This window comes from Rahnella selenatireducens, assembly GCF_046449555.1.
Lineage (GTDB): Bacteria > Pseudomonadota > Gammaproteobacteria > Enterobacterales > Enterobacteriaceae > Rahnella > Rahnella selenatireducens.
Genome location: NZ_JBKEZJ010000004.1, coordinates 155,854 through 175,902, shown reverse-complemented (window position 1 = coordinate 175,902; position 20,049 = coordinate 155,854). Strand labels below are relative to the sequence as shown.

11 protein-coding genes are annotated in these 20,049 nt (G+C 52.7%); 7 read left to right on the top strand and 4 right to left on the bottom strand.

Annotated elements, in window-relative coordinates; all coding sequences use genetic code 11:
- Positions 1–154 precede the first annotated feature (154 nt).
- Both ACLBVC_RS08585 and ACLBVC_RS08580 read left to right on the top strand, forming a co-directional pair.
- A complete protein-coding gene (locus tag ACLBVC_RS08585) occupies positions 155–1,027 on the top strand; it encodes a phosphorothioated DNA-binding restriction endonuclease (protein ID WP_410149430.1) in 873 nt (290 codons plus the stop codon).
- 497 nt (positions 1,028–1,524) lie between these two features.
- Positions 1,525–1,740: a hypothetical protein gene (locus tag ACLBVC_RS08580; protein ID WP_410149257.1), complete on the top strand. Its 216-nt coding sequence runs from the start codon at positions 1,525–1,527 to the stop codon at positions 1,738–1,740.
- Positions 1,741–1,811: 71 nt separating this feature from the next.
- On the opposite strand, the gene ACLBVC_RS08575 is transcribed toward ACLBVC_RS08580, so the two are convergent.
- The 3 genes from ACLBVC_RS08575 to malP all read right to left on the bottom strand — a co-directional run bounded on the left by ACLBVC_RS08575 (position 1,812) and on the right by malP (position 8,146).
- Entirely contained in the window at positions 1,812–2,948 is a 1,137-nt protein-coding gene (locus ACLBVC_RS08575) for a porin (RefSeq protein ID WP_410149256.1), read from the bottom strand.
- A gap of 698 nt (positions 2,949–3,646) precedes the next feature.
- Positions 3,647–5,734 (bottom strand): 4-alpha-glucanotransferase, encoded by a 2,088-nt coding sequence (malQ, locus tag ACLBVC_RS08570; RefSeq protein ID WP_410149255.1) that lies wholly within the window; start codon positions 5,732–5,734, stop codon positions 3,647–3,649.
- A gap of 9 nt (positions 5,735–5,743) precedes the next feature.
- Positions 5,744–8,146 carry a maltodextrin phosphorylase gene (gene malP, locus ACLBVC_RS08565; RefSeq protein WP_410149254.1) on the bottom strand — a complete coding sequence of 801 codons (2,403 nt, stop codon included), beginning with the start codon at positions 8,144–8,146 and terminating at the stop codon, positions 5,744–5,746.
- A gap of 320 nt (positions 8,147–8,466) precedes the next feature.
- Between malP and malT the strand changes: the two genes are divergently transcribed.
- The 4 genes from malT to pdeR all read left to right on the top strand — a co-directional run bounded on the left by malT (position 8,467) and on the right by pdeR (position 16,717).
- The gene (gene malT / locus ACLBVC_RS08560; RefSeq protein ID WP_410149253.1) at positions 8,467–11,193 is read left to right on the top strand and encodes an HTH-type transcriptional regulator MalT; all 2,727 of its coding nucleotides are present in this window, start codon (positions 8,467–8,469) and stop codon (positions 11,191–11,193) included.
- Between the two features lie 256 nt (positions 11,194–11,449).
- The gene (locus ACLBVC_RS08555) at positions 11,450–11,734 is read left to right on the top strand and encodes a YjcB family protein (protein WP_152325242.1); all 285 of its coding nucleotides are present in this window, start codon (positions 11,450–11,452) and stop codon (positions 11,732–11,734) included.
- 380 nt (positions 11,735–12,114) lie between these two features.
- Positions 12,115–14,412, top strand: a complete 2,298-nt coding sequence (bglX, locus tag ACLBVC_RS08550; RefSeq protein WP_410149252.1) for a beta-glucosidase BglX — start codon at positions 12,115–12,117, stop codon at positions 14,410–14,412.
- 286 nt (positions 14,413–14,698) lie between these two features.
- A complete protein-coding gene (gene pdeR, locus ACLBVC_RS08545) occupies positions 14,699–16,717 on the top strand; it encodes a cyclic di-GMP phosphodiesterase (RefSeq protein WP_410149251.1) in 2,019 nt (672 codons plus the stop codon).
- Between the two features lie 29 nt (positions 16,718–16,746).
- Here the strand turns inward: pdeR and ACLBVC_RS08540 are convergent, their stop codons facing one another.
- Positions 16,747–17,613 (bottom strand): crotonase/enoyl-CoA hydratase family protein, encoded by an 867-nt coding sequence (locus ACLBVC_RS08540; RefSeq protein ID WP_410149250.1) that lies wholly within the window; start codon positions 17,611–17,613, stop codon positions 16,747–16,749.
- A gap of 394 nt (positions 17,614–18,007) precedes the next feature.
- Here ACLBVC_RS08540 and ACLBVC_RS08535 point away from each other — a divergent pair, with 394 nt between their 5' ends.
- The gene (locus tag ACLBVC_RS08535) at positions 18,008–20,044 is read left to right on the top strand and encodes an oxidoreductase (protein WP_410149249.1); all 2,037 of its coding nucleotides are present in this window, start codon (positions 18,008–18,010) and stop codon (positions 20,042–20,044) included.
- The last annotated feature ends 5 nt before the right edge of the window (positions 20,045–20,049 follow it).

The window sequence follows — 20,049 nt, the reverse complement described above, 5'->3', positions numbered from 1 at the left end:
AACTGATGCATTTGGATTTTGGATGGTTTGAACACAAAAAAGGATAAATAAATACGAGAAATGATGGATTTAGGCATGAAAGAGCCACTTGTTCTGGTCGCTGGATTTTGCGAGCATGTGCGCAATGAATGAAATTGTTAGAGAGAACAGTTACATGCTCAACAGTAAAACGCTGCAAACTGCAATCTCTAATTTGACTGTTTGGCGCAAAGGCGATCAACGAGCACCGCATAAGCCTTTGTTACTTCTCTATGTTTTATCAGAATATAAAAAAGGGCATGACAGATTATTTCACTACGGGAATGAAATTCATCGGCCATTGTTAGATCTGCTTCAGAGTTTTGGCCCACAACGTCGAGAACATTACCCGACTATGCCCTTTTGGCGTTTACAAGGAGACGGTTTCTGGGAGTTAAAAAATGCCGATCTATGTTCTCCCCAAAAAGGCAGCAAAGAACCTCCAAAGCGTGAAATTATTGAACGTGATGTTATGGGAGGTTTTGATGAAGATGCTTTTGAATTGTTGCATCGAGAGCCATTATTGGTTAACAAATTGGCCTTGCAAATATTACGTGAGCAATTTCCCGAGAGCGTTCAAGAATTAGTCGCCAATCGTTTAGACTTATTTATTGAGGATATCAGCAAAACACGCGACCCTCATTTTAGACAAACTATTTTGCGCGCCTACAATTATCAATGTGCAATTTGTGGATATAATTTACGACACGACAGCACTCCCGTCGGTTTAGAGGCTGCACATATCAAATGGAAACAATATGGAGGCCCATGTATTACGGTTAACGGACTCGCTCTATGTTCATTACATCACTCAGCCTTCGACATGGGAGTAATAGGAATTGATGAAAATATGAAAGTGCTTATTTCTACTGGAGTGAATGGTAGCCCGATAATTGATAAACTTTTTTGGGATTTTGAAGGGCGCTCAATTTTACTTCCAAGGAATAAAGAAGATTATCCACTTGAGCAGTTCGTGCATTGGCATCGCGGAGAAGTATTTCGTATTTGAGTGTAATTTAAATAATTCTTTCACCTCTTTTCTCATCGTTGATCAATGTATTCAAACGACGACAGAAGCAATTATTAGACGGTTCATTGCCATTTGAGCCTTTGGATTTCATCTCATTTACATCCCTTTTCCAAGACATCTCGCAAGAATGAAAACTGCCTAAAAATTCTTCTTACTGTATAAATCCCCAAGATGTAGTCTTTCCTCACTGCGGCAAAAACCGCAGTCAGAATTAGCGTTCTGTCCCAGTTTGGTGCCATCAACTCTATGAAAATAGAGTAAATGTGGTACGGTCTGCACTCACCCAAATTATGGTGGCTCAGGCAGTGGCTTCTCAGGAGGCACCGGATTCCAGACTGGCCGGAACGCTAACGCTGTTTGAGCTACCACCATCGGGATTAGCGTCTCTGGAGGTAGTTAATCAACTATCAGCTGGAGAATTAAAATGGAATTTTATACTACCGCTCTGCTCAACACCTCCGCACAGGAGGCAGCCCATGTCTGACCTTTATGACAATACACAGCTGGAACTCGAAGAGATCGTCGATCAATGCCGCGCACTGGCTTATGCGATCGTGACGCTGGATAACGCGCAGGCCAAAGACTTGCTGGGCTTTATTCTTTGTGAGCGATTAGAGGTGCTGAATCTGGCATTGGAACTTCCGTTTACCGATGATGACATCGCTGTAGAGGAAGGGCCGCTGGCGGCATAACGCTGGGATTCAGGGCATAAAAAAGCCAGCGCATTTCGGCGCTGGCAATTGAAATACGAGGCAATCGGTCATTAGAAATCGTAGAACACGGTAACCCAGGTCTGATCCGGTTCGCCGTCGGTAGAATGCGCCAGTGTACGTTCCACATACACTGACAGGCCGTAACCGATCGTGGTGCCGGCACCAAAATAGGTGTGGTTTGCATGGAAATCTTCGCCGCCTTTCAGTTGCAGGGAATCGGCTGCGACGTAAGGTTGAATAGATTTCAGGAACGGTTTGTCGATGTTAAAGGTATAACCGACGAAACCTTCAACGCCGTAGCCGCTGCCCGCAAAGTAATGATCCACCGGATTGGCGCGCGTGCTTGGCACAAAGTCTTTGTAATAACTGCCGGTTCCGACGATATACCAGTTACCCGGCTGCCAGGTTAACGCCGTACCCGAAAGCTGCTGGTGATAATCTTTTTCATTGTATTGATTATCTTTAACCGTCGCGTCGGTTACGCTATAGGCTGCGCTCCAGACTAAATCTTTGGTCAGCTTATAATCGAAACCTAAACCGCCGCCATTATTACGACGATAATGCTGACCTTCACCCGCCTGAATTTCATCTTCCGGCAGTAAATAGTTTGCATATAACGTCAGAGGGCCAAAGTCGTTGGTATATTTAATGCTGTTCTTCGGTTTATTAGCACCGTCGTAGTTGCCGTTTATACCAATACCTGTACCGCCCGCGTGACCATCGTTATCCCAGACGTCGCTTTTAATCCCGACGACGGAATAATAAATCCCGTACTGGTGGCCGTAAGTTAATGTGCCGTAACGGTCGTCTTTAAACCCGGCATATAACTGCCGCTGAGTATCACGGCGCGCACCTTCTTCATAGTGTCCGTCCATGCCCAGCAGGTGCGCCATGTCCACACCCAGCTCGTAGTAAGCGATGATGGAGGTGTCTTGCGTCAGTTTATAATCACCACGGAAACGGAAACGCGTGCCGCCGTCATGACCATTTTTATAATAGCCGGGCTCTTCGCCGTTATTGAAAATCCACTCAGGACGGATACTACCACCCACCTGTAAACTTAACGGTGCCAGCAAAGAATTACTCTGAGGATTTTTATCTAAAACAGTAATCTCGGCCTGCGCACTTGCCGATAAAGCCGACAGCACGACACCGCCAATTAACATTGACGCTTTTAAATTGTTCATTATTACCCTGTCATTATTATTTATGTGATGTGTGAGCGGTCTTGCGCCGCGTATAAATAATTAACATAGGTAAGACGGGTGACAAAGTGAAAATTCAGAAAGTTCCCTATAAGAAAAAGATATATGCGGCTTAATAATTCGACATTGTTATTTTTAAATGTAAAAATGAAAAACAAAATGTATATTAAAGATTAATTAACGCGCAGATTGTTTGTAATACCATCAAATGTAAATGTAATACAGTTTTAAACAGAAATATTTGATAACAATTATCGCGTAAAAAAAGCACCTATATACCCAAAATAATTCAAGTTGCTTGAAGGCGGCAAAGACGTGAATCCCCAGGAGCTTACTCAAGTAAGTGACTGGGGTGAGCGGGTGCAGCCAACGCATAAGCAGCTTGAAGTATGACGGGTATAATTAAATCATGCCTGCGTGACAATTACATTACGTTATAACCACTCTATATCATTATTGTGATCACCGTTATAATCCCTGCTGACAAAATAATATTTTGCAGAGCCTGTTATTTATTAATCAATTTCATTTTTTATTTCTTTAATCTCTTTTTGATAAGGGAAATGCAGGGTTTTCACTGAGATAAGCGGAGATTTCAGGCAGGCCTGATAAATAAGGTTCAAAACACAAAAAAGGGTTCCCCCGTACCGGCAGAAACCCTTTTCTCGCTTTCGTTGTTTTCAGCTCACCGACACTTTCCGGCGTCGCTTATCGAGGTCTTTGATGAGTTTATTCACCTGCTCGTCGGCAAACATTTCTTCAAGAGTGCAGGAAAGTTTACGGCGCCAGTTCGGGTATTCATCGCTGGTGCCGGGTACGTTGACCGGCGCGTCCATGTCGAGCCAGTCTTCCGGTTGCAGGCCGAGTAATGCACAGGCGCTGTCGGCGACATAGCGTTGCAAGCCGCGGTTGAGCACCGGCGTCATTTCCATTAATGCAGCTTTGTGTCCGGTTTTCTTCGGGATGCAGTCGTAATGATGCAACCCGTCGAGCAGCCCCTGACGCGCACGCGCGCGGTCGGCGTAGAGTTCCTGTAAAACGTCGTCGTCACGGTACAGCCCGAGCGTTTTACCGAGCGCCAGGTCGTCGCTTTGCCAGTAACCGCGTAGCGTCGGCAGATCGTGCGTGGTAATGGTTGCCATCGCCTGAACCGGGTACGACTGCGGCGCACGGAAGTTGTTTTCCTCATCGCGCTCGAAATACAGCACTTTGTAGGAATACACACCGCCTTCGCGCAGCTTGCTGACGATCTCCACCGGCACGGTGCCCAGATCTTCGCCGATAACCATGCAACGGTGACGCTGGCTTTCCAGCGCCAGAATCGCCAGCAGATCGTCCACCGGATATTGTACATACGCGCCTTTATCCGCCGTTTCTCCGGCCGGTATCCACCACAAACGCAGCAGCGTCATCACATGATCGATACGCAATGCGCCGCAACTGGTCATGTTCGAACGCAGCAAATCGATAAACGGCTGATAGCCGCGCTTCACCATCACATGCGGATCCATCGGGCGCAGATCCCAGTTCTGGCCAAGCGGTCCGAGAATGTCCGGCGGCGCGCCGACCGAGGCTTTCAGGCAATACAGCTCGCCGTCGCCCCAGGTTTCAGAACCGCCTTCGACGACGCCCACCGCTAAATCGCGGTATAACCCCATCGGCATGTCCTGCTGCTGGCTGGTGCGATAACAGTTTTCGAACTGGATTTCCGCCAGCCATTGCAGCCACAGATAAAACTCCACATCTTCAGCGTGTTGCTCGCAGAATGCACGAACAGCCGGGCCACGGGCATCGTGATATTTTTCCGGCCAGCGGTTCCAGCCAAGCGCGACATCCGTTTCTTTCGCCAGATGTTCATACAGCGCATCAAACGCCGCCTGCAAATACAGGCTTTCGCCGCCCTGTTTCACGAAACTGGCCAGCGATTTCACCTGCGGATCCTGCGTTTTGCGACCACGAAAATGCGTATACGCCAGCCGTAAACCTTCGAGTTTCAGCGGCATGACTTCCGCGTAATCCACCCATTCACTGGCGCGAACGGCCTGCAAACGCTGCTGCGTCAGCGGCTGGCTCCACCAGATTTGGGCTTCCGGACTCTGCTTAAAATCCTCTACGGCGCCGACGTCGATATAAATGACGTTCAGCCAGCGGCGCGAAGACGGGCTGTACGGGCTGGCCGCCACCGGGTTTGCCGGATACAGCGCATGAATCGGATTAAGCCCGACAAAAGCGCCGCCGCGCTGCGCGACGTTTTCCAGCATCAGGTTGAGATCACCGAAATCGCCGATGCCCCAGTTGTTTTCCGAGCGCAGTGTATAAAGCTGCACGCAGGCGCCCCACAGTTTTTTACCGGCCAGCAAGGCGTCCGGTTCGTAGCAGCGTTTCGGGGCGACAATCACCCGGCAATCCCACTGCTGTGCGTCCTGCGTCAGCGTCAGCTGGTGATAACCGGCGGGAATTTTCCCCGGCAGCGCCAGCGTCATTTTGCCGCTGATCCGCCCCTGTTGCGTTGCGCCGCTTTCCAGCCGCAACGTCCAGCCGAATTCACCTTCTCCGCTGACCGGCAGCGCCAGACGGCTGCCGGAGACAAAGACTTTGACCGGCGGAACCGGTGTGACTGCCAGACGATGCCCGGCCTTCCAGCCCATGGCCGACAACAGTTCGCGCTTGGTTTCCGGCGCGATAGCCTGCTGCTTGCCATGTGCATTAATGAAACCAGAGGAAATACCCGCCTCCCTGGCGGCCTGCTCCAGTACTTTGTTCTCCATGCGGGCTCCTTAACGTTTCGCCTGCCAGATCCGCTGCTGATAATCGCGAATCGATCGGTCGGAACTGAACATCCCGACGCGGGCAGTATTGAGAATAGTTTTGCGCGTCCACGCGTCCTGATCGCGGTACAGGGCATCGACTTTTTGCTGTGCCGCGCAGTAATCCGCGAAGTCCGCCAGCACCAGATACGGGTCACCGCCACCGAGCAGGCTGTCGAGCATCAGGCTGAACGCCTGTTTATCGCCGTTGCTGAAGAAGCCGCTTTCCAGCTCTTTAAGAATTTTATCCAGATGCTTATCTTTCTTACGGATTTTAAGTGGATCGTAGCCTTTGGCCTGCAATGCTTTCACCTGATCGACGGTATTGCCGAAGATGAAAATATTCTCTTCGCCGACCTGTTCCGCAATCTCGACGTTTGCGCCGTCGAGCGTGCCAACGGTCATTGCGCCATTCAGCGCCAGCTTCATGTTGCCGGTGCCGGAAGCTTCTTTCCCGGCAGTAGAAATCTGCTCAGAAACGTCTGCCGCAGGGATCATCAGCTCCGCCACCGACACGCGGTAATCCGGGATAAACACCACTTTGATGCGGTCACGCACCAGCGGATCGTTATTCACTTTTTCAGCCACCTGATTGATGGCGTAGATAATGTTTTTCGCCAGGTAATAACCCGGTGCTGCTTTCGCGCCGAACAGGAACACACGAGGCACCCTATCCATTTCCGGGTTATCACGCAGTTGGCGGTATAGCGAAAGAATGTGCAGCAGGTTCAGATGCTGGCGTTTGTACTCGTGCAGACGCTTGATCTGCACGTCGAAAATCGCGTCCGGGTTCAGCGTCAGGCCCATCGTGTGTTTGACGTAATCCGCCAGACGCACCTTGTTTTCGCGCTTAATTTGCTGATAACGCTGGCAGAATGCCGCATCGTCAGAGGAGCTTTCCAGCCCTTTCAGCGCGTCCAGATTGTTGACCCATTCAGTTTTCAGGGTGTCATCGATAAGCGCCGACAGCGCCGGATTACACTGTTTTACCCAGCGGCGCGGCGTGATGCCGTTGGTCACGTTGTGGAATTTGTTCGGCCACAGTTGGTGATATTCCGGGAACAGGTCTTTGACCACCAGCTCGGAATGCAGCGCTGCAACGCCGTTCACCGCAAAGCCGCTCACCACGCACAGATTCGCCATGCGCACCTGTTTGTTCTGATGAACTGAAAGTTTTTCCCATACCGCTTTGTCGCCCGGCCACTGTTTTTCGACCACTTTTTTAAAGCGCGCGTTAATGGTTTTGATCAGCGAGAAGTGGCGAGGCAACAGGCTGCGAACCAGTTTTTCATCCCAGCATTCCAGCGCTTCCGGCATCAGCGTGTGGTTGGTGTAAGCGAACGTCTGGCTGGTGATCGCCCATGCGGCGTCCCAGTCCAGCTGATGTTCATCCAGCAAAATGCGCAGCAGTTCAGGGATTGCGATCGTCGGATGTGTGTCGTTTAGCTGAATCACTTCGAACTTAGGCAGATCCTGAATTTTGCGGCCCAGGAAATGGTGGCGGCGCAGAATATCGGCCACCGAGCACGCGCACTGGAAATACTGTTGCATCAGGCGCAGGCGCTTACCCGCGTCGTGGTTGTCATTCGGATACAGCACTTTGGTCAGTTTAGCGGCATCGATGCCTTTCTGTTCCGCTTTAAGGAATTCACCGTCGTTAAATAGGGTCAGGTCAAACGGATGCACGTCGGTCGCCTGCCACAAACGCAGCGGCTGCGTGACGCCATTCTTATAGCCAACCACCGGCAAATCCCAGGCTTCGCCGCGCAGGGAAAACGCCGGGTGCCATTGCTCGGTACCCTGCTCATTTTTCACCAGCTTGCCGCCAAACTGAACGTCCACGGACAACGCGCTGTTGTGGGTAAACCACGGGTAGCTTTCACGGTGCCAGTTATCCGGCGCTTCCTGCTGCTGGCCTTCGCTGAATGACTGACGGAATAAGCCATACTGGTAGTTCAGGCCGTAGCCGGTCGCCGGTTGCCCGACGGTCGCCATCGAATCGAGGAAACAGGCCGCCAGACGCCCCAGGCCGCCGTTGCCCAGCGCCGGATCGGTTTCCTGTTCCAGCACATCCGCCAGTTCAACGCCCTGCTCTTTCAGCGCCTGTTGCACCGTCTCGTACCAGCCGAGGTTGATCAGGTTGTTCGCGGTCAGACGCCCGATCAGAAACTCCATCGAGATGTAATTGACGTGCCGCTGCGGATGCTTTGTGGCTGCCGGCGCGGGTTGTGCGCTGAGTTGTTCTGACAGCGCACCGCTGGTGGCCTGCCACCACTGATGTGGCGTCATGTCCTGCGCCTGCTGTAAACCGAATCCCTGCCACTGGCGTTTTAGCGCGGCTAAAAACTGCGTCTTATCCAAAGTCACCTGCATCACATGCCTCTTTATCCGGGAATTTGTGGGAAAAGTTTTGGGTCGATAATCACTATGCTGAAGCTTCTCCCGAAGAGCAGCATCATCCCGCTAAAGATTAGGCAGGGAGGAGAAACGGGGCGTAGCCGGATGAGACGGGCGCTCAGAGGGAAGGGCTGAAAATTTGTATTAAGAAGTGTGATGCAGAGCAACTTAACGACATGTAAAAACGTAACATTCTTGCAATCAATGTTTCAAAGGAGGACTTTAGAAAAAGTGATTAATTACACGCTGTGAAATAAAGATCTCCCCTCTGTTCACCGTCAAAAGAATCGTAAAAAATGCTGATCCCTTCGAAATTGAGCCGCCCGGTGCGGCAGCAAAATACAGTGGTTCGCGATCGTCTGCTGACAAAGCTGGCGACTGCGCCAAATTACCGTCTGACCCTGGTCGCCAGCCCGGCAGGCTATGGAAAAACGACGCTGGTGGCGCACTGGGCCGCGGGAAAAAGCGATCTCGGCTGGTACTCTCTGGATGAAAGCGATAATCAGCCCGAGCGTTTTGCCAGCTATCTGATTGCCGCCGTGCAGCACGCCTGCGGCGGTCATTGCGTCAAAAGTGAGGCGCTGAGCCAGAAGCATCAGTACGCGAGTTTGTCCGCGCTGTTTGCTCAGGTGTTTGTTGAGCTTTCCGACTGGCACCGTCCGCTTTTGCTGGTGATCGACGATTATCACCTCATTTCCAACGACGCCATCCACGAAGGGATGCGTTTCTTTCTGCGCCATCAGCCGGAAAATATTTCGCTGGTTGTGCTTTCGCGTACCCTGCCGCCGCTGGGCATCGCCAATATGCGCGTGCGCGAGCAACTGCTCGAACTCAACGCCTCACACCTGGCGTTTACGCATCCGGAAACTCAGCAGTTTTTCGACAACCGTCTTAAAGATCCGATTGATCAGGCCGACAGCAGTCGCCTGTGCGATGACGTCGCAGGCTGGGCCACGGCCTTGCAGCTGATTGCACTTTCGGCGCGCCAGTCGACCACCTCTTCGCAACAATCGACGCAGCAATCCGCGCGCAAACTGGCCGGTCTGAACGCCAGCCATTTATCAGAGTATCTGGTGGACGAAGTGCTGGATCGCGTTGATGTGCCAACCCGTGATTTTCTGCTGCGCTGTTCGTTGCTGCGTTCGATGAATGATGCCCTGATTGTGCGTCTGACCGGGGGCGACAACGGTCAGCAACGGCTGGAAGAGCTGGAGCGTCAGGGGCTGTTTATTCACCGTATGGATGACACCGGCGAATGGTTTAACTTCCACCCGCTGTTTGCCACGTTTTTGCGTCAGCGCTGTCAGTGGGAACTGGCGACCGAGCTGCCACAAATTCACCGCGCCGCCGCTGAAGGCTGGCTGGCACAGGGCTTCCCGGCCGAAGCGATTCATCATGCGCTGGGCGCAGAAGACACCGATATGCTGCGCGACATTCTGCTGCAACATGCCTGGGCGCTGTTTAATCAGAGCGAACTGGCGTTGCTGGAAGAGTGCCTCGCCGCGCTGCCTTACGACCGACTGATTCAGAATCCAAAACTGGTGCTGTTGCAGGCCTGGCTGGCACAAAGTCAGCACCGTTATGCCGAAGTGGAAGCGCTGCTGGCGCGTGCTGAAAGCGAAATGCAGCAACGCAATATCGTGATGGAACAGGATCTGACGGCAGAATTTGATGCCCTGCGTGCGCAGGTGGCGATCAATGATGGCCGTCAGGATGAAGCTGAAAAACTGGCCGCCGACGCCCTGCGTTTCCTTCCGTATGAAAGCTATTACAGCCGCATTGTTGCCACGTCGGTGACCGGTGAAATCCAGCACTGCAAAGGCGATTTAACCCGTGCGCTGCCGCTGATGCAACAAACCGAGCAAATCGCGCGACGCTACGAGGCCTATCACTACGCCTTATGGGCGCTGCTGCAACAGAGCGAAATTCTGATTGCTCAGGGCTTTTTACAGGCCGCATTTGAAATGCAGGATCGCGCCTTTGAGCTGGTGCGCGAACAGCATCTTGAACAGCTGCCGATGCATGAATTTTTACTGCGTCTGCGTTCGCAATTGTTGTGGTCGTGGTCCCGTCTGGATGATGCCGAAGACGCGGCGCGTCAGGGGCTGGACGTGCTGACTAACTTCCAGCCACAGCAACAGTTACAGTGTCTGGCGATGCTGGCGAAATGCTCGCTGGCACGCGGCCAGCTCGACAATGCACATCACCATTTGCAACGCTGTGAAAGTCTGCTCAAAACCGGGCAGTACCACATCGACTGGATGACCAATACCGATAAGCCACGGGTCATTTACTGGCAGATGATCGGGGATAAATCCGCGGCGCGGCAGTGGCTGCAACAGGCGCGTAAACCGGACATGGCGGATAACCATTTCCAGCAGGGACAGTGGCGCAATATTGCCCGCATGCAGATCTTGCTCGAACAGTTTGATGAAGCCGAAGTGGTGCTCGACGAACTGAATCAGACCGCGCGTCAGCTACGTCTGACCAGCGATCTGAACCGTAACCTGCTGCTGAGTAACCTGCTTTACTGGCAGACCGGCCGCAAAAGTGACGCGCAGCGCGTGTTAATTGAAGCGCTCGGACTGGCGAACCGCACCGGGTTTGTCAGCCATTTCGTGATTGAAGGGGAAATGATGGCGCAGCAGTTGCGTCAGCTGATACAGCTCAATCTGCTGCCGGAGCTGGAACAGCGTCGCGCGCAGCAAATTCTGCGGGAAATTAATCAGCACCATCGCCATAAATTTGCGCACTTCGACGAAGGCTTCGTGAATAAATTGCTGACCCATCCGCAGGTGCCGGAGCTTATCCGCACCAGCCCGCTGACCCAGCGTGAATGGCAGGTGCTCGGGCTAATTTATTCCGGCTACAGCAATGATCAGATTGCCGGCGAGCTGGACGTTGCCTCGACCACCATCAAAACACATATCCGCAATTTGTACCAAAAACTGGGCGTCGCCCACCGTCAGGAAGCCGTTCAGCAGGCGCAGCATCTGCTGCAAGTCATGGGCTACGGCGCCTGAAATCACGTCATACCCTCTTTTCACCATTCTTTTTCATAACATACCGGCTATTTCTGGCGGTGTGTTATGCCTATTTCGCATTACTACAGGCGAACATTTTTTGCTCACAACGAAAATCCGGTGATATAATGTGACCGTTGTCACACTTTTCAATTTCACCATTTTCTTCAGTAAAGCCCATTGCCAACCCGCGGTGACAGCCTTCAGGCTGGTCTGGCTTCGTGCAAACGGCTGTAGTGAGTAAGGATTTTTATCGATGGGTACGTTAACTGCCGGATTTATCATGATGCGCTGGGAACTGCTGAGCGCCTTTTTAATGTTCTGCACCAGTCAGCTTAATATTGTTTGTCGCCAGTCCAGCCGGAATACCATGGCGTTTGTTTGCAGCGGTATTGGCCTGACCGTCACCTGTTTCTTCGTGATGAGCCTGATGGGAATGAGCTATAACGCCGTGGCGATTGCTCAGTTCTGGTCCACGACGAAAGAGGTGTTCTTCGACGTCATGAGTAAAACCCCGACCGATATGTCTTACTACTATTAATCTTATTCTCTTATCGGCCATGATGATTTTAAGGGGCAGAACTTCCGGTTCTGCCCCTTTTATTGCGACTTTTCTTTCACCCCGCCGCGATTTTGTTGCTTATTTGCGCGCCGTTCCCTCATCTAATCCTAAATTTGAAAATTTGCGGGATGCATCGACTGTCTTTTTGTACCTATCTGCCTGATTACCTGTAAATTGCGCACTGTCCCGAAGGATAAAAAGATAATGTGCGAACGCCCTAAACTATTCATTGCTAATAGTTGAACGGTCGTATTAGATTCTCACACTATACTTTTCCCAGAATGATCATTGTTTTGTTTGCTTCAGGCTGCTGAATTTTCACTATTTTGGCACCCCTGCTTATGGCTGAAGGAATTCCGATGAATACGCATCACGTGCTTGGCGCGTTAGTGTTACTGGTAAGCTCTGCCTCGTCACTCGCCGTTGAAACAACGGGTATCCCGCAGGATCAGGTAAAAGAACGCAACGCGTTCATTGCCGATCTGATGAAAAAAATGACCCTTGATGAAAAAATTGGTCAGCTGAATCTGGTCACCGTTGGCCCGGATTATCAAAAAGAAGCCATCATGGCGGACATCAAGGCTGGTAAAGTTGGCGGGGTATTTAATACAGTCACGAAGCCAGATATTCGCCGTATGCAGGATGAAGTTAAAAACAGCCGCCTGAAAATTCCTCCTTTTTATGCGTATGACGTTGTCCATGGACAGCGCACGATTTTTCCGATAAGCCTCGGCCTCGCGGCCAGCTGGGATATGCAGGCCGTCTTCACCAGCGCACATATCGCTGCCGTGGAAACTGCCGCCGATGGCCTGAACATGACCTTCGCGCCGATGGTAGATATCACCCGTGATCCGCGCTGGGGCCGTGTTTCCGAAGGCTTTGGCGAAGACACCTATCTGACCTCACGCCTCGCGCACGAAATGGTCACCGGCTTCCAGGGCAAAGACCCGTCTGCGCCCGACGCAGTCATGGCCAACGTGAAACACTACGCGTTGTACGGCGCGGTTGAAGGTGGCCGTGAGTACAACACCGTCGATATGAGCCTGACCCGCATGTTCAACGATTACATGCCGCCTTACAAAGCCGCAATTGATGCTGGTGCCGGTGGTGTAATGGTTGCGCTCAACAGCGTTAACGGGATCCCCGCGACCTCCAATATCTGGCTGCTGAAAGACATTCTGCGCGACGACTGGCAGTTTAAAGGCCTGACCGTCAGCGATCATGGCGCGATTGGCGGGCTGGTGAAACATGGCGTGGCCGAAGACGATCGTCAGGCCGCCGCGATGGCGCTGAAAGCGGGCGTGGATATGGACATGGCCGACAACTTGTACGGTAAGTATCTCAAAGGATTACTCTCCGACGGACTGGTCAGCCAGCAGGATATTGATCGCGCGGTACGTGACGTACTGGCTGCCAAATGGGACATGGGTCTGTTTGTTGATGAGTACCGCCATTTAGGCCCGGCCTCGAGCGACCCGGCTGACACCAATGCAGAAACCCGCCTGCACCGCACCGAGGCGCGCGAAGTCGCACGCACTTCTCTGGTTCTGCTGAAAAATGACAACCAGACCTTACCGCTGGCGAAGAAAGGCACCATCGCCGTGGTCGGTGCGCTGGCTGACAGCAAACGTGACGTGATGGGCAGCTGGTCTGCCGCCGGTAAAGCCGCTCAGGCCGTCACCGTATTGCAGGGTATGAAAGACGTGCTCGGCGATAAAGGCACGGTGCTGTACGCACGCGGAGCCAATGTCACCGACGATCAGGCGATGGTCGATTTCCTCAATTCATACGAAAAACAGGTGATCAACGACCCGAGAAAACCACAGGACATGATCGACGAAGCGGTAAAAACTGCTGAGAAAGCCGATGTCGTGGTGGCCGTGGTCGGTGAAGCTCAGGGCATGGCGCACGAAGCGTCCAGCCGTTCTGAGCTGAATATCCCGCAAAGCCAGCGCGACCTGCTGAAAGCGCTGAAAGCCACCGGAAAACCGCTGGTTATCGTGCTGATGAATGGCCGTCCGCTGACACTGACGTGGGAAAACGAAATCTCTGATGCGATGCTGGAAACCTGGTTCAGTGGCACCGAAGGCGGCCATGCTATTGCCGACGTTCTGTTTGGTGATTACAACCCGTCCGGTAAGCTGCCAATGACCTTCCCGCGCGCTGTCGGCCAGATTCCGTTGTATTACAGCTTCCTGAATACCGGCCGTCCGTTTAATCCGCAGCATCCGGACAAATACACCACCCGCTATTTTGATATCACCAATGGCCCGCTGTTCCCGTTTGGCTATGGCCTGAGCTACACCCGTTTCAGCGTGTCTGACGTGAGTTTGTCTTCCACCACCATGGATGCCAAACACCCGCTTACCGCCAGCGTAACGGTGAAAAACACCGGTAAAGTCAGCGGCGCAACGGTGGTTCAGCTGTATCTTCAGGACGTGGCGGCCTCGGTCAGCCGTCCGGTCAAAGAGCTGAAGAATTTTGAAAAAATCACGCTGCAGCCGGGTGAAGAGAAAACCGTTACATTTGTTATCAATGAAAAGGATTTACGTTTCTTCAACGACAAGTTGAAATGGGCCTCTGAACCCGGAAAATTCAACGTATTCGTAGGCTTAGATTCACAGGATGTGAAACAAAGCAGCTTCCTGCTGAAATGATTTTCCGGGCTCAGTTTGGAGCCCGGCGTGCAGTCTGAAATTGAGTCTCTCACAGGCGGGTTACCGGTAACGGCGCCCGCCCGCTCTGAGCAGTAATTTCTGCCTTGCGACTGGATATCTAACCGACAGTTGCTAACCTTAAATTCAATGTGTTACGCCTTCTCGCCCTTTATCCGCTTGTTGCGGAGCGTTGCGAATGTGCTGAACAGAGTAAGCTCCGTCTGTGCTGACTGTTGCCCTGTCGCCACACTGGCGGCGTATAGCGTTCTTTGCGGAGAAACATTTCATGGTCGATTCTCAAGATGCCTCCATTTTGTACCTACATTTCGGCACACCCCGCCCCTACTGGCGGTTGGGTTCCGACAGCAATGCATTGGAGCTCTCCGCTGAGAAAGGCATCGTCAACGTCGCGATTTCCCTGACGCAATGGCAGGCCGGGAAAATCAGACAACTGACCGGGATCACCTCAAGTTTTACACTGGATATCACGCTGTTCGGATCCCCCGTTCGCCTGTATCTGGTGGGGCGAAAAATCGACAGCAAAGCCTGGGCCGGCACAGCTTCGGCGTATCAGGATACGGAATCTGTCGCGCACGATCTGGAAGTCGGCCTGACGTTCGCCGAGCAGGTGGTGTCTGAGGCCAATTCGGTCATCGTAATTATCGATCAGGAAGGCAAAATCCATCGTTTTAACCGCTTAAGCGAAGAATATACCGGCCTGCGCGAAGAAGACGTCATCGGGCGCAGCGCCTATGATCTGTTTATGTCAATGGAAGAAGGGCTGGCGTCGCGCCAGAACATCAACGGCTTTTTTCAGCATCAGCAATCCTATGAAGTCGAGCGCTGGATCAACACGGTAAAAGGCCAGCGGCTGTTCCTGTTCCGCAACAAATTTGTTCACAGCGGCAGCGGCAAACAGCAAAAATATCTGATTTGCTCCGGCTCCGACATAACCGATGAACGCAAGGCGCAGGAGCGGCTGCGCGTTCTGGCCAACACTGATTTGGTCACCGGCTTTGCCAACCGTAACGCCTTACAGGAATCTCTGGCGAAAGCGCTGAAAGAACGCGGCGAGAGTAAAGTCGGCCTGATTTATCTGGATCTGGATAACTTCAAAAAGGTTAACGACGCCTACGGGCACATGTTTGGCGATCACCTGCTGCGCGCGGTTTCAGATGCCATTCAGGATTGCCTGTCGCCCAACGATAAGCTCGCGCGTTTAGGCGGCGATGAATTCATTATTCTCAGTACGCATGCCGAGATCGACACGCTCGAAGCACTGAGCCAGCGCGTGCTGCGCCGTCTGGGCTTACCGTTCCGCATCGGGCTGATCGAAGTCTACACCGGCTGTTCCGGCGGCATTGCAATTTGCCCGGAACACGGCACAGACGGCGATACGCTGTTACAAAACGCCGATACTGCAATGTATGTGGCGAAAGAAAAAGGTAAAAACGCACACTGCGTTTTCTCGCAGGAAATGAACCAGAAAGCCGCGGAATACATGTGGCTGGATACGCATTTACGCAAAGCGCTGGCCGAGAAAGATCAGCTGGTTTTGCACTATCAGCCGAAAGTGTCTTTGTACGGCACCGTGCAAAGCGTTGAAGCGTTGCTGCGCTGGGAATCGCCGGAGCGCGGGCTGATCCAGCCGCAAAGCTTTATACCTTATGCCGAAGAGTCTGGCCTGATCACGCCTATCGGAAAATGGGTGATTGAAACCGCGACCCGTCAGGCGACGGAATGGCAGAAAAAAGGCCTGAATCTGCGCGTTGCCGTCAACCTTTCCGGGCGACAGCTCAATAACGGTTCCTTCATTACCACGCTGTCCGATGCGATGAAAAAATCCGGAATGAAAGGCTGCTTGCTTGATTTCGAGCTGACGGAAAGTTGCCTGGTAGAAGATGAAAGTGCCGCCGTCGTCATGATTAATCAGTTACACAAACTGGGTGCGCAGGTGCATCTGGATGATTTCGGCACTGGTTATTCGTCACTGTCGCAACTGGCACGTATTCCCCTCGACTGTATCAAGCTTGATCAGAGTTTTATTCGCGGAATTAATGACAACCCGGTCTCACAGGCGCTGGTTCGGGCCATCGTTGCGGTCGCAAAAACGCTGCAACTGACGGTGGTCGCAGAAGGTGTGGAAACTAAAGAAGAAGAAAAACTGGTCGACGAAATCGGAGTGGACAGCAAACAGGGCTTTCTTTACGCCAAGCCAATGCCCGCAATTGAGCTGGAGCACTGGCTTGAGGAAAAAATAGTTGCTTCACCCAATGTTTTTAAACATAAAGCAAAACAGAAATAGCGCCAGTGACGGGCTGTTTCTGCCTGCTGCTAGCCGGTTTTACGCAGTGATGCGGTATGCCGGTTTTGCAGCATCACAAGACGCTCCATATAACTCAGATCCTTCTCCTCCAGCGTAAATGCGGCGTCCACCCAATCTTCCGTAATATCCATCAGTTCTGAGCGGGACAGCTGCAGCACGCGCTGACGCGCGCGGATCATCGCCCGGATCCCATTGAGTTTAGGTCGCAGGACATCCATAAAAGTACGCGTGGCATTGAAAGCTTCGCCAGGCTGGAACAACACATCTACCAGCCCGCGGGCCTCGAACCACTCCGCCGTATGCGATTCACCGGTGGAAATCAGCTCTTCCGCCAGTTTCATTCCGGCTTTACGTGATACCAGAGAATAACCGCCCATTCCCGGGAACAGGTTGAACGCAATTTCGGGAAACCCCATGCGCGCGGTGTTTTGTGCAAGGACGTAATGGTGCGCCAGCGCCGCTTCGAATCCGCCGCCCAGTGCGGTGCCTTCGATCATCGACAAACTGATTGCACCGACATCAAACCCCCGCGCCGCCGCGTGTACGCAGTCAACACAAGCTCGTGCATACGAACGTAAGGCCTCACGTTTGTTATTGATGATGGATTCAACAAAGAAACTCAGGTCACCGCCCACATTGTACATATTGGGCACAAGCGATCCTGTCACCCAAAAATCAAAACGCAGCCCCGACGCCTTCGCGGCGTAGGTCAGCGTCATGATGTCTTCAATGAGCTCCTGATTAAAACAAGGACGTGGATAAGACCTGAGCATCATCCACATGACATTACGGCCTTCTTCATAATAGGCTGCAATCTGGGACAAATGCCCGGCTTCTGTAAACGGGCGGCAGGCTGTATGGTCAATAAGATTCATAGTATATATCCAGGTTAGGAATGAAGTTTTAGGGTGAAGCAGCTCCAGCCTAGTCCAGCTCTAACCCGAACTGAATCGATTCGAGATTCTTTTATAAAAATAATCCTAGCCGTATCGATTCAGGAAAAAAATGTTAAAAATAAACAACCTGCATATAATCAATATTGTGTAAAAACAAAGAAATAATTATTTTATCTGCTACTACTTGATGCTTGCCTCTTCGGTAAATAAACATCCTAATTAAAGAACCGCCCTTAATAATATGCGTAATAGTTAATTAACGCTCAGGGATCCCCTACAGTGACGCCAGTCACAATCATTGCGTGCTAACTTTCCAATTCTCCTGCCAGACGCTAAATTGAGATTATCTCATCCGACCACTTAAGAGAACTCCATGACTGAACGCGCGTTGCCGTTTTATCCGCACCTGCTGGCGCCCCTGGATTTAGGTTTTACGCAGTTGAAAAACCGCGTGCTGATGGGATCCATGCACACCGGACTTGAAGAGCTGGAAGACGGGCCGGAGCGTCTGGCGGCCTTTTATGCCGAACGCGCGGCGGCGGGCGTCGGGCTGATTGTTACCGGCGGGATTTCGCCGAATGCGCAGGGCGTCGTTTATCACGGCGGTTCGGTTCTGGCGGAGCAGGAACACATCCAGCATCACCGCGTGGTGACGCAGGCAGTTCACAACGCGGGCGGTAAAATTGCTCTGCAAATCTTGCATGCCGGACGTTACAGCTATCAGCCGCATCCGGTCGCGCCTTCCGCCCTTCAGGCGCCGATTAACCGCTTTACGCCACATGCCCTGAGCGAAGACGAAATTGAATCGACGCTGGAAGATTTCGCCCGTTGCGCCAGTCTGGCGAAAGAATCGGGTTACGACGGCGTGGAAATCATGGGTTCAGAAGGCTATCTGATTAATCAGTTTCTGACGGCGCGCACCAATCACCGCACCGACCGCTGGGGTGGCAGTGTGGAAAACAGAATGCGTTTTGCGACAGAAGCCGTCCGCCGCGTGCGTCAGATTTGCGGTGAGGAATTCATCATTATTTACCGCTTATCGATGCTGGATTTGGTTGAGGAAGGCTCGGACTGGCACGAAGTCGAAATGCTGGCGCAGCTTATCGAACAGGCCGGTGCCAGCATTATCAATACCGGCATCGGCTGGCACGAGGCGCGCATTCCGACCATCGCCACGATGGTGCCGCGCGGCGCATTCAGCTGGGTGACACAAAAACTCATGGGCAAAGTCAGCATCCCGCTCATCACCACTAACCGCATCAACGACCCTGACGTCGCGGAGAAAATTCTCGCCGAAGGCTGCGCGGATATGGTGTCGATGGCGCGCCCGTTCCTCGCCGATCCGGCGTTTGTCGAGAAAGCCGCACAAGGCCGTGCGGACGAAATCAACACCTGCATCGGTTGCAATCAGGCCTGTCTGGATCAGATTTTTGCCGGCGAAGTAACGTCCTGCCTGGTTAATCCACGCGCCTGCCACGAAACATTAATGCCGGTCGTGCGTGCACAGCATTTCAAACGCCTGGCCGTGGTCGGCTCGGGCCCGGCCGGTCTGGCCTTTGCAACAACCGCCGCCAGCCGCGGGCATCATGTCACGCTGTTTGACGCCAATACCGAAATCGGCGGGCAGTTTAACGTCGCCAAACAAATCCCCGGCAAAGAAGAGTTTTATCAGACGCTGCGCTACTACTCACGCCAGCTTGCCCTGCTCGGCGTGACGTTGCGCCTCGGTGAAATCGTCAATGCCAGCCAGCTGAACGGCTATGACGAAGTGATCCTCGCCTGCGGGATTTCGCCGCGCCTGCCGGACATTCCGGGGATCAACCATCCGCGCGTACTGACGTATCTCGACGTCCTGCGCGATAAAAAACCGGTCGGCCAGCGGGTGGCGATTATCGGCGCAGGCGGGATTGGTTTTGATACCGCCGAATACCTTATCCACAACGGCCCGTCATCGAGCCTCAATAGCAGCGCATTTAGCCATGAATGGGGCATTGACCAGACATTCACGCACCGGGGCGGCCTTGCGCCACAAGGCGCGCAGCCGGAATCTGCCGCACGCGATATCGTTTTGCTGCAACGTAAATCCACCAAAGTGGGTGCCGGGCTGGGCAAAACTACCGGCTGGATCCACCGTGCCAGCCTGTTACAGCGCGGCGTAAAAATGCAAAGCGGCGTCAGTTACGAACGCATTGATGACGCGGGTTTGCACCTCATCATGAACGGCGAGCCGGTGTGTCTGGAAGTGGATAACATTATTATCTGCGCCGGACAGGAACCGCAGCGCACGCTGTATCAGCCGTTGCTGGACGCTGGAAAAACCGTGCATCTTATCGGCGGCGCAGACGTCGCGGTAGAGCTGGATGCACGGCGCGCCATCGGTCAGGGAACAAAACTGGCGCTGGAGATCTGAGGGAC

Excerpts from the sequence above, each read along its gene's own strand:
- bglX (WP_410149252.1), top strand. The coding sequence starts at position 12,115 with ATGAATACGCATCACGTGCTTGGCGCGTTAGTGTTACTGGTAAGCTCT.
- ACLBVC_RS08580 (WP_410149257.1), top strand. The coding sequence starts at position 1,525 with ATGTCTGACCTTTATGACAATACACAGCTGGAACTCGAAGAGATCGTC.
- pdeR (WP_410149251.1), top strand. The coding sequence starts at position 14,699 with ATGGTCGATTCTCAAGATGCCTCCATTTTGTACCTACATTTCGGCACA.
- ACLBVC_RS08585 (WP_410149430.1), top strand. The coding sequence starts at position 155 with ATGCTCAACAGTAAAACGCTGCAAACTGCAATCTCTAATTTGACTGTT.
- ACLBVC_RS08555 (WP_152325242.1), top strand. The coding sequence starts at position 11,450 with ATGGGTACGTTAACTGCCGGATTTATCATGATGCGCTGGGAACTGCTG.
- malQ (WP_410149255.1), bottom strand. The coding sequence starts at position 5,734 with ATGGAGAACAAAGTACTGGAGCAGGCCGCCAGGGAGGCGGGTATTTCC.
- ACLBVC_RS08540 (WP_410149250.1), bottom strand. The coding sequence starts at position 17,613 with ATGAATCTTATTGACCATACAGCCTGCCGCCCGTTTACAGAAGCCGGG.
- malT (WP_410149253.1), top strand. The coding sequence starts at position 8,467 with ATGCTGATCCCTTCGAAATTGAGCCGCCCGGTGCGGCAGCAAAATACA.
- malP (WP_410149254.1), bottom strand. The coding sequence starts at position 8,146 with ATGCAGGTGACTTTGGATAAGACGCAGTTTTTAGCCGCGCTAAAACGC.
- ACLBVC_RS08535 (WP_410149249.1), top strand. The coding sequence starts at position 18,008 with ATGACTGAACGCGCGTTGCCGTTTTATCCGCACCTGCTGGCGCCCCTG.
- ACLBVC_RS08575 (WP_410149256.1), bottom strand. The coding sequence starts at position 2,948 with ATGAACAATTTAAAAGCGTCAATGTTAATTGGCGGTGTCGTGCTGTCG.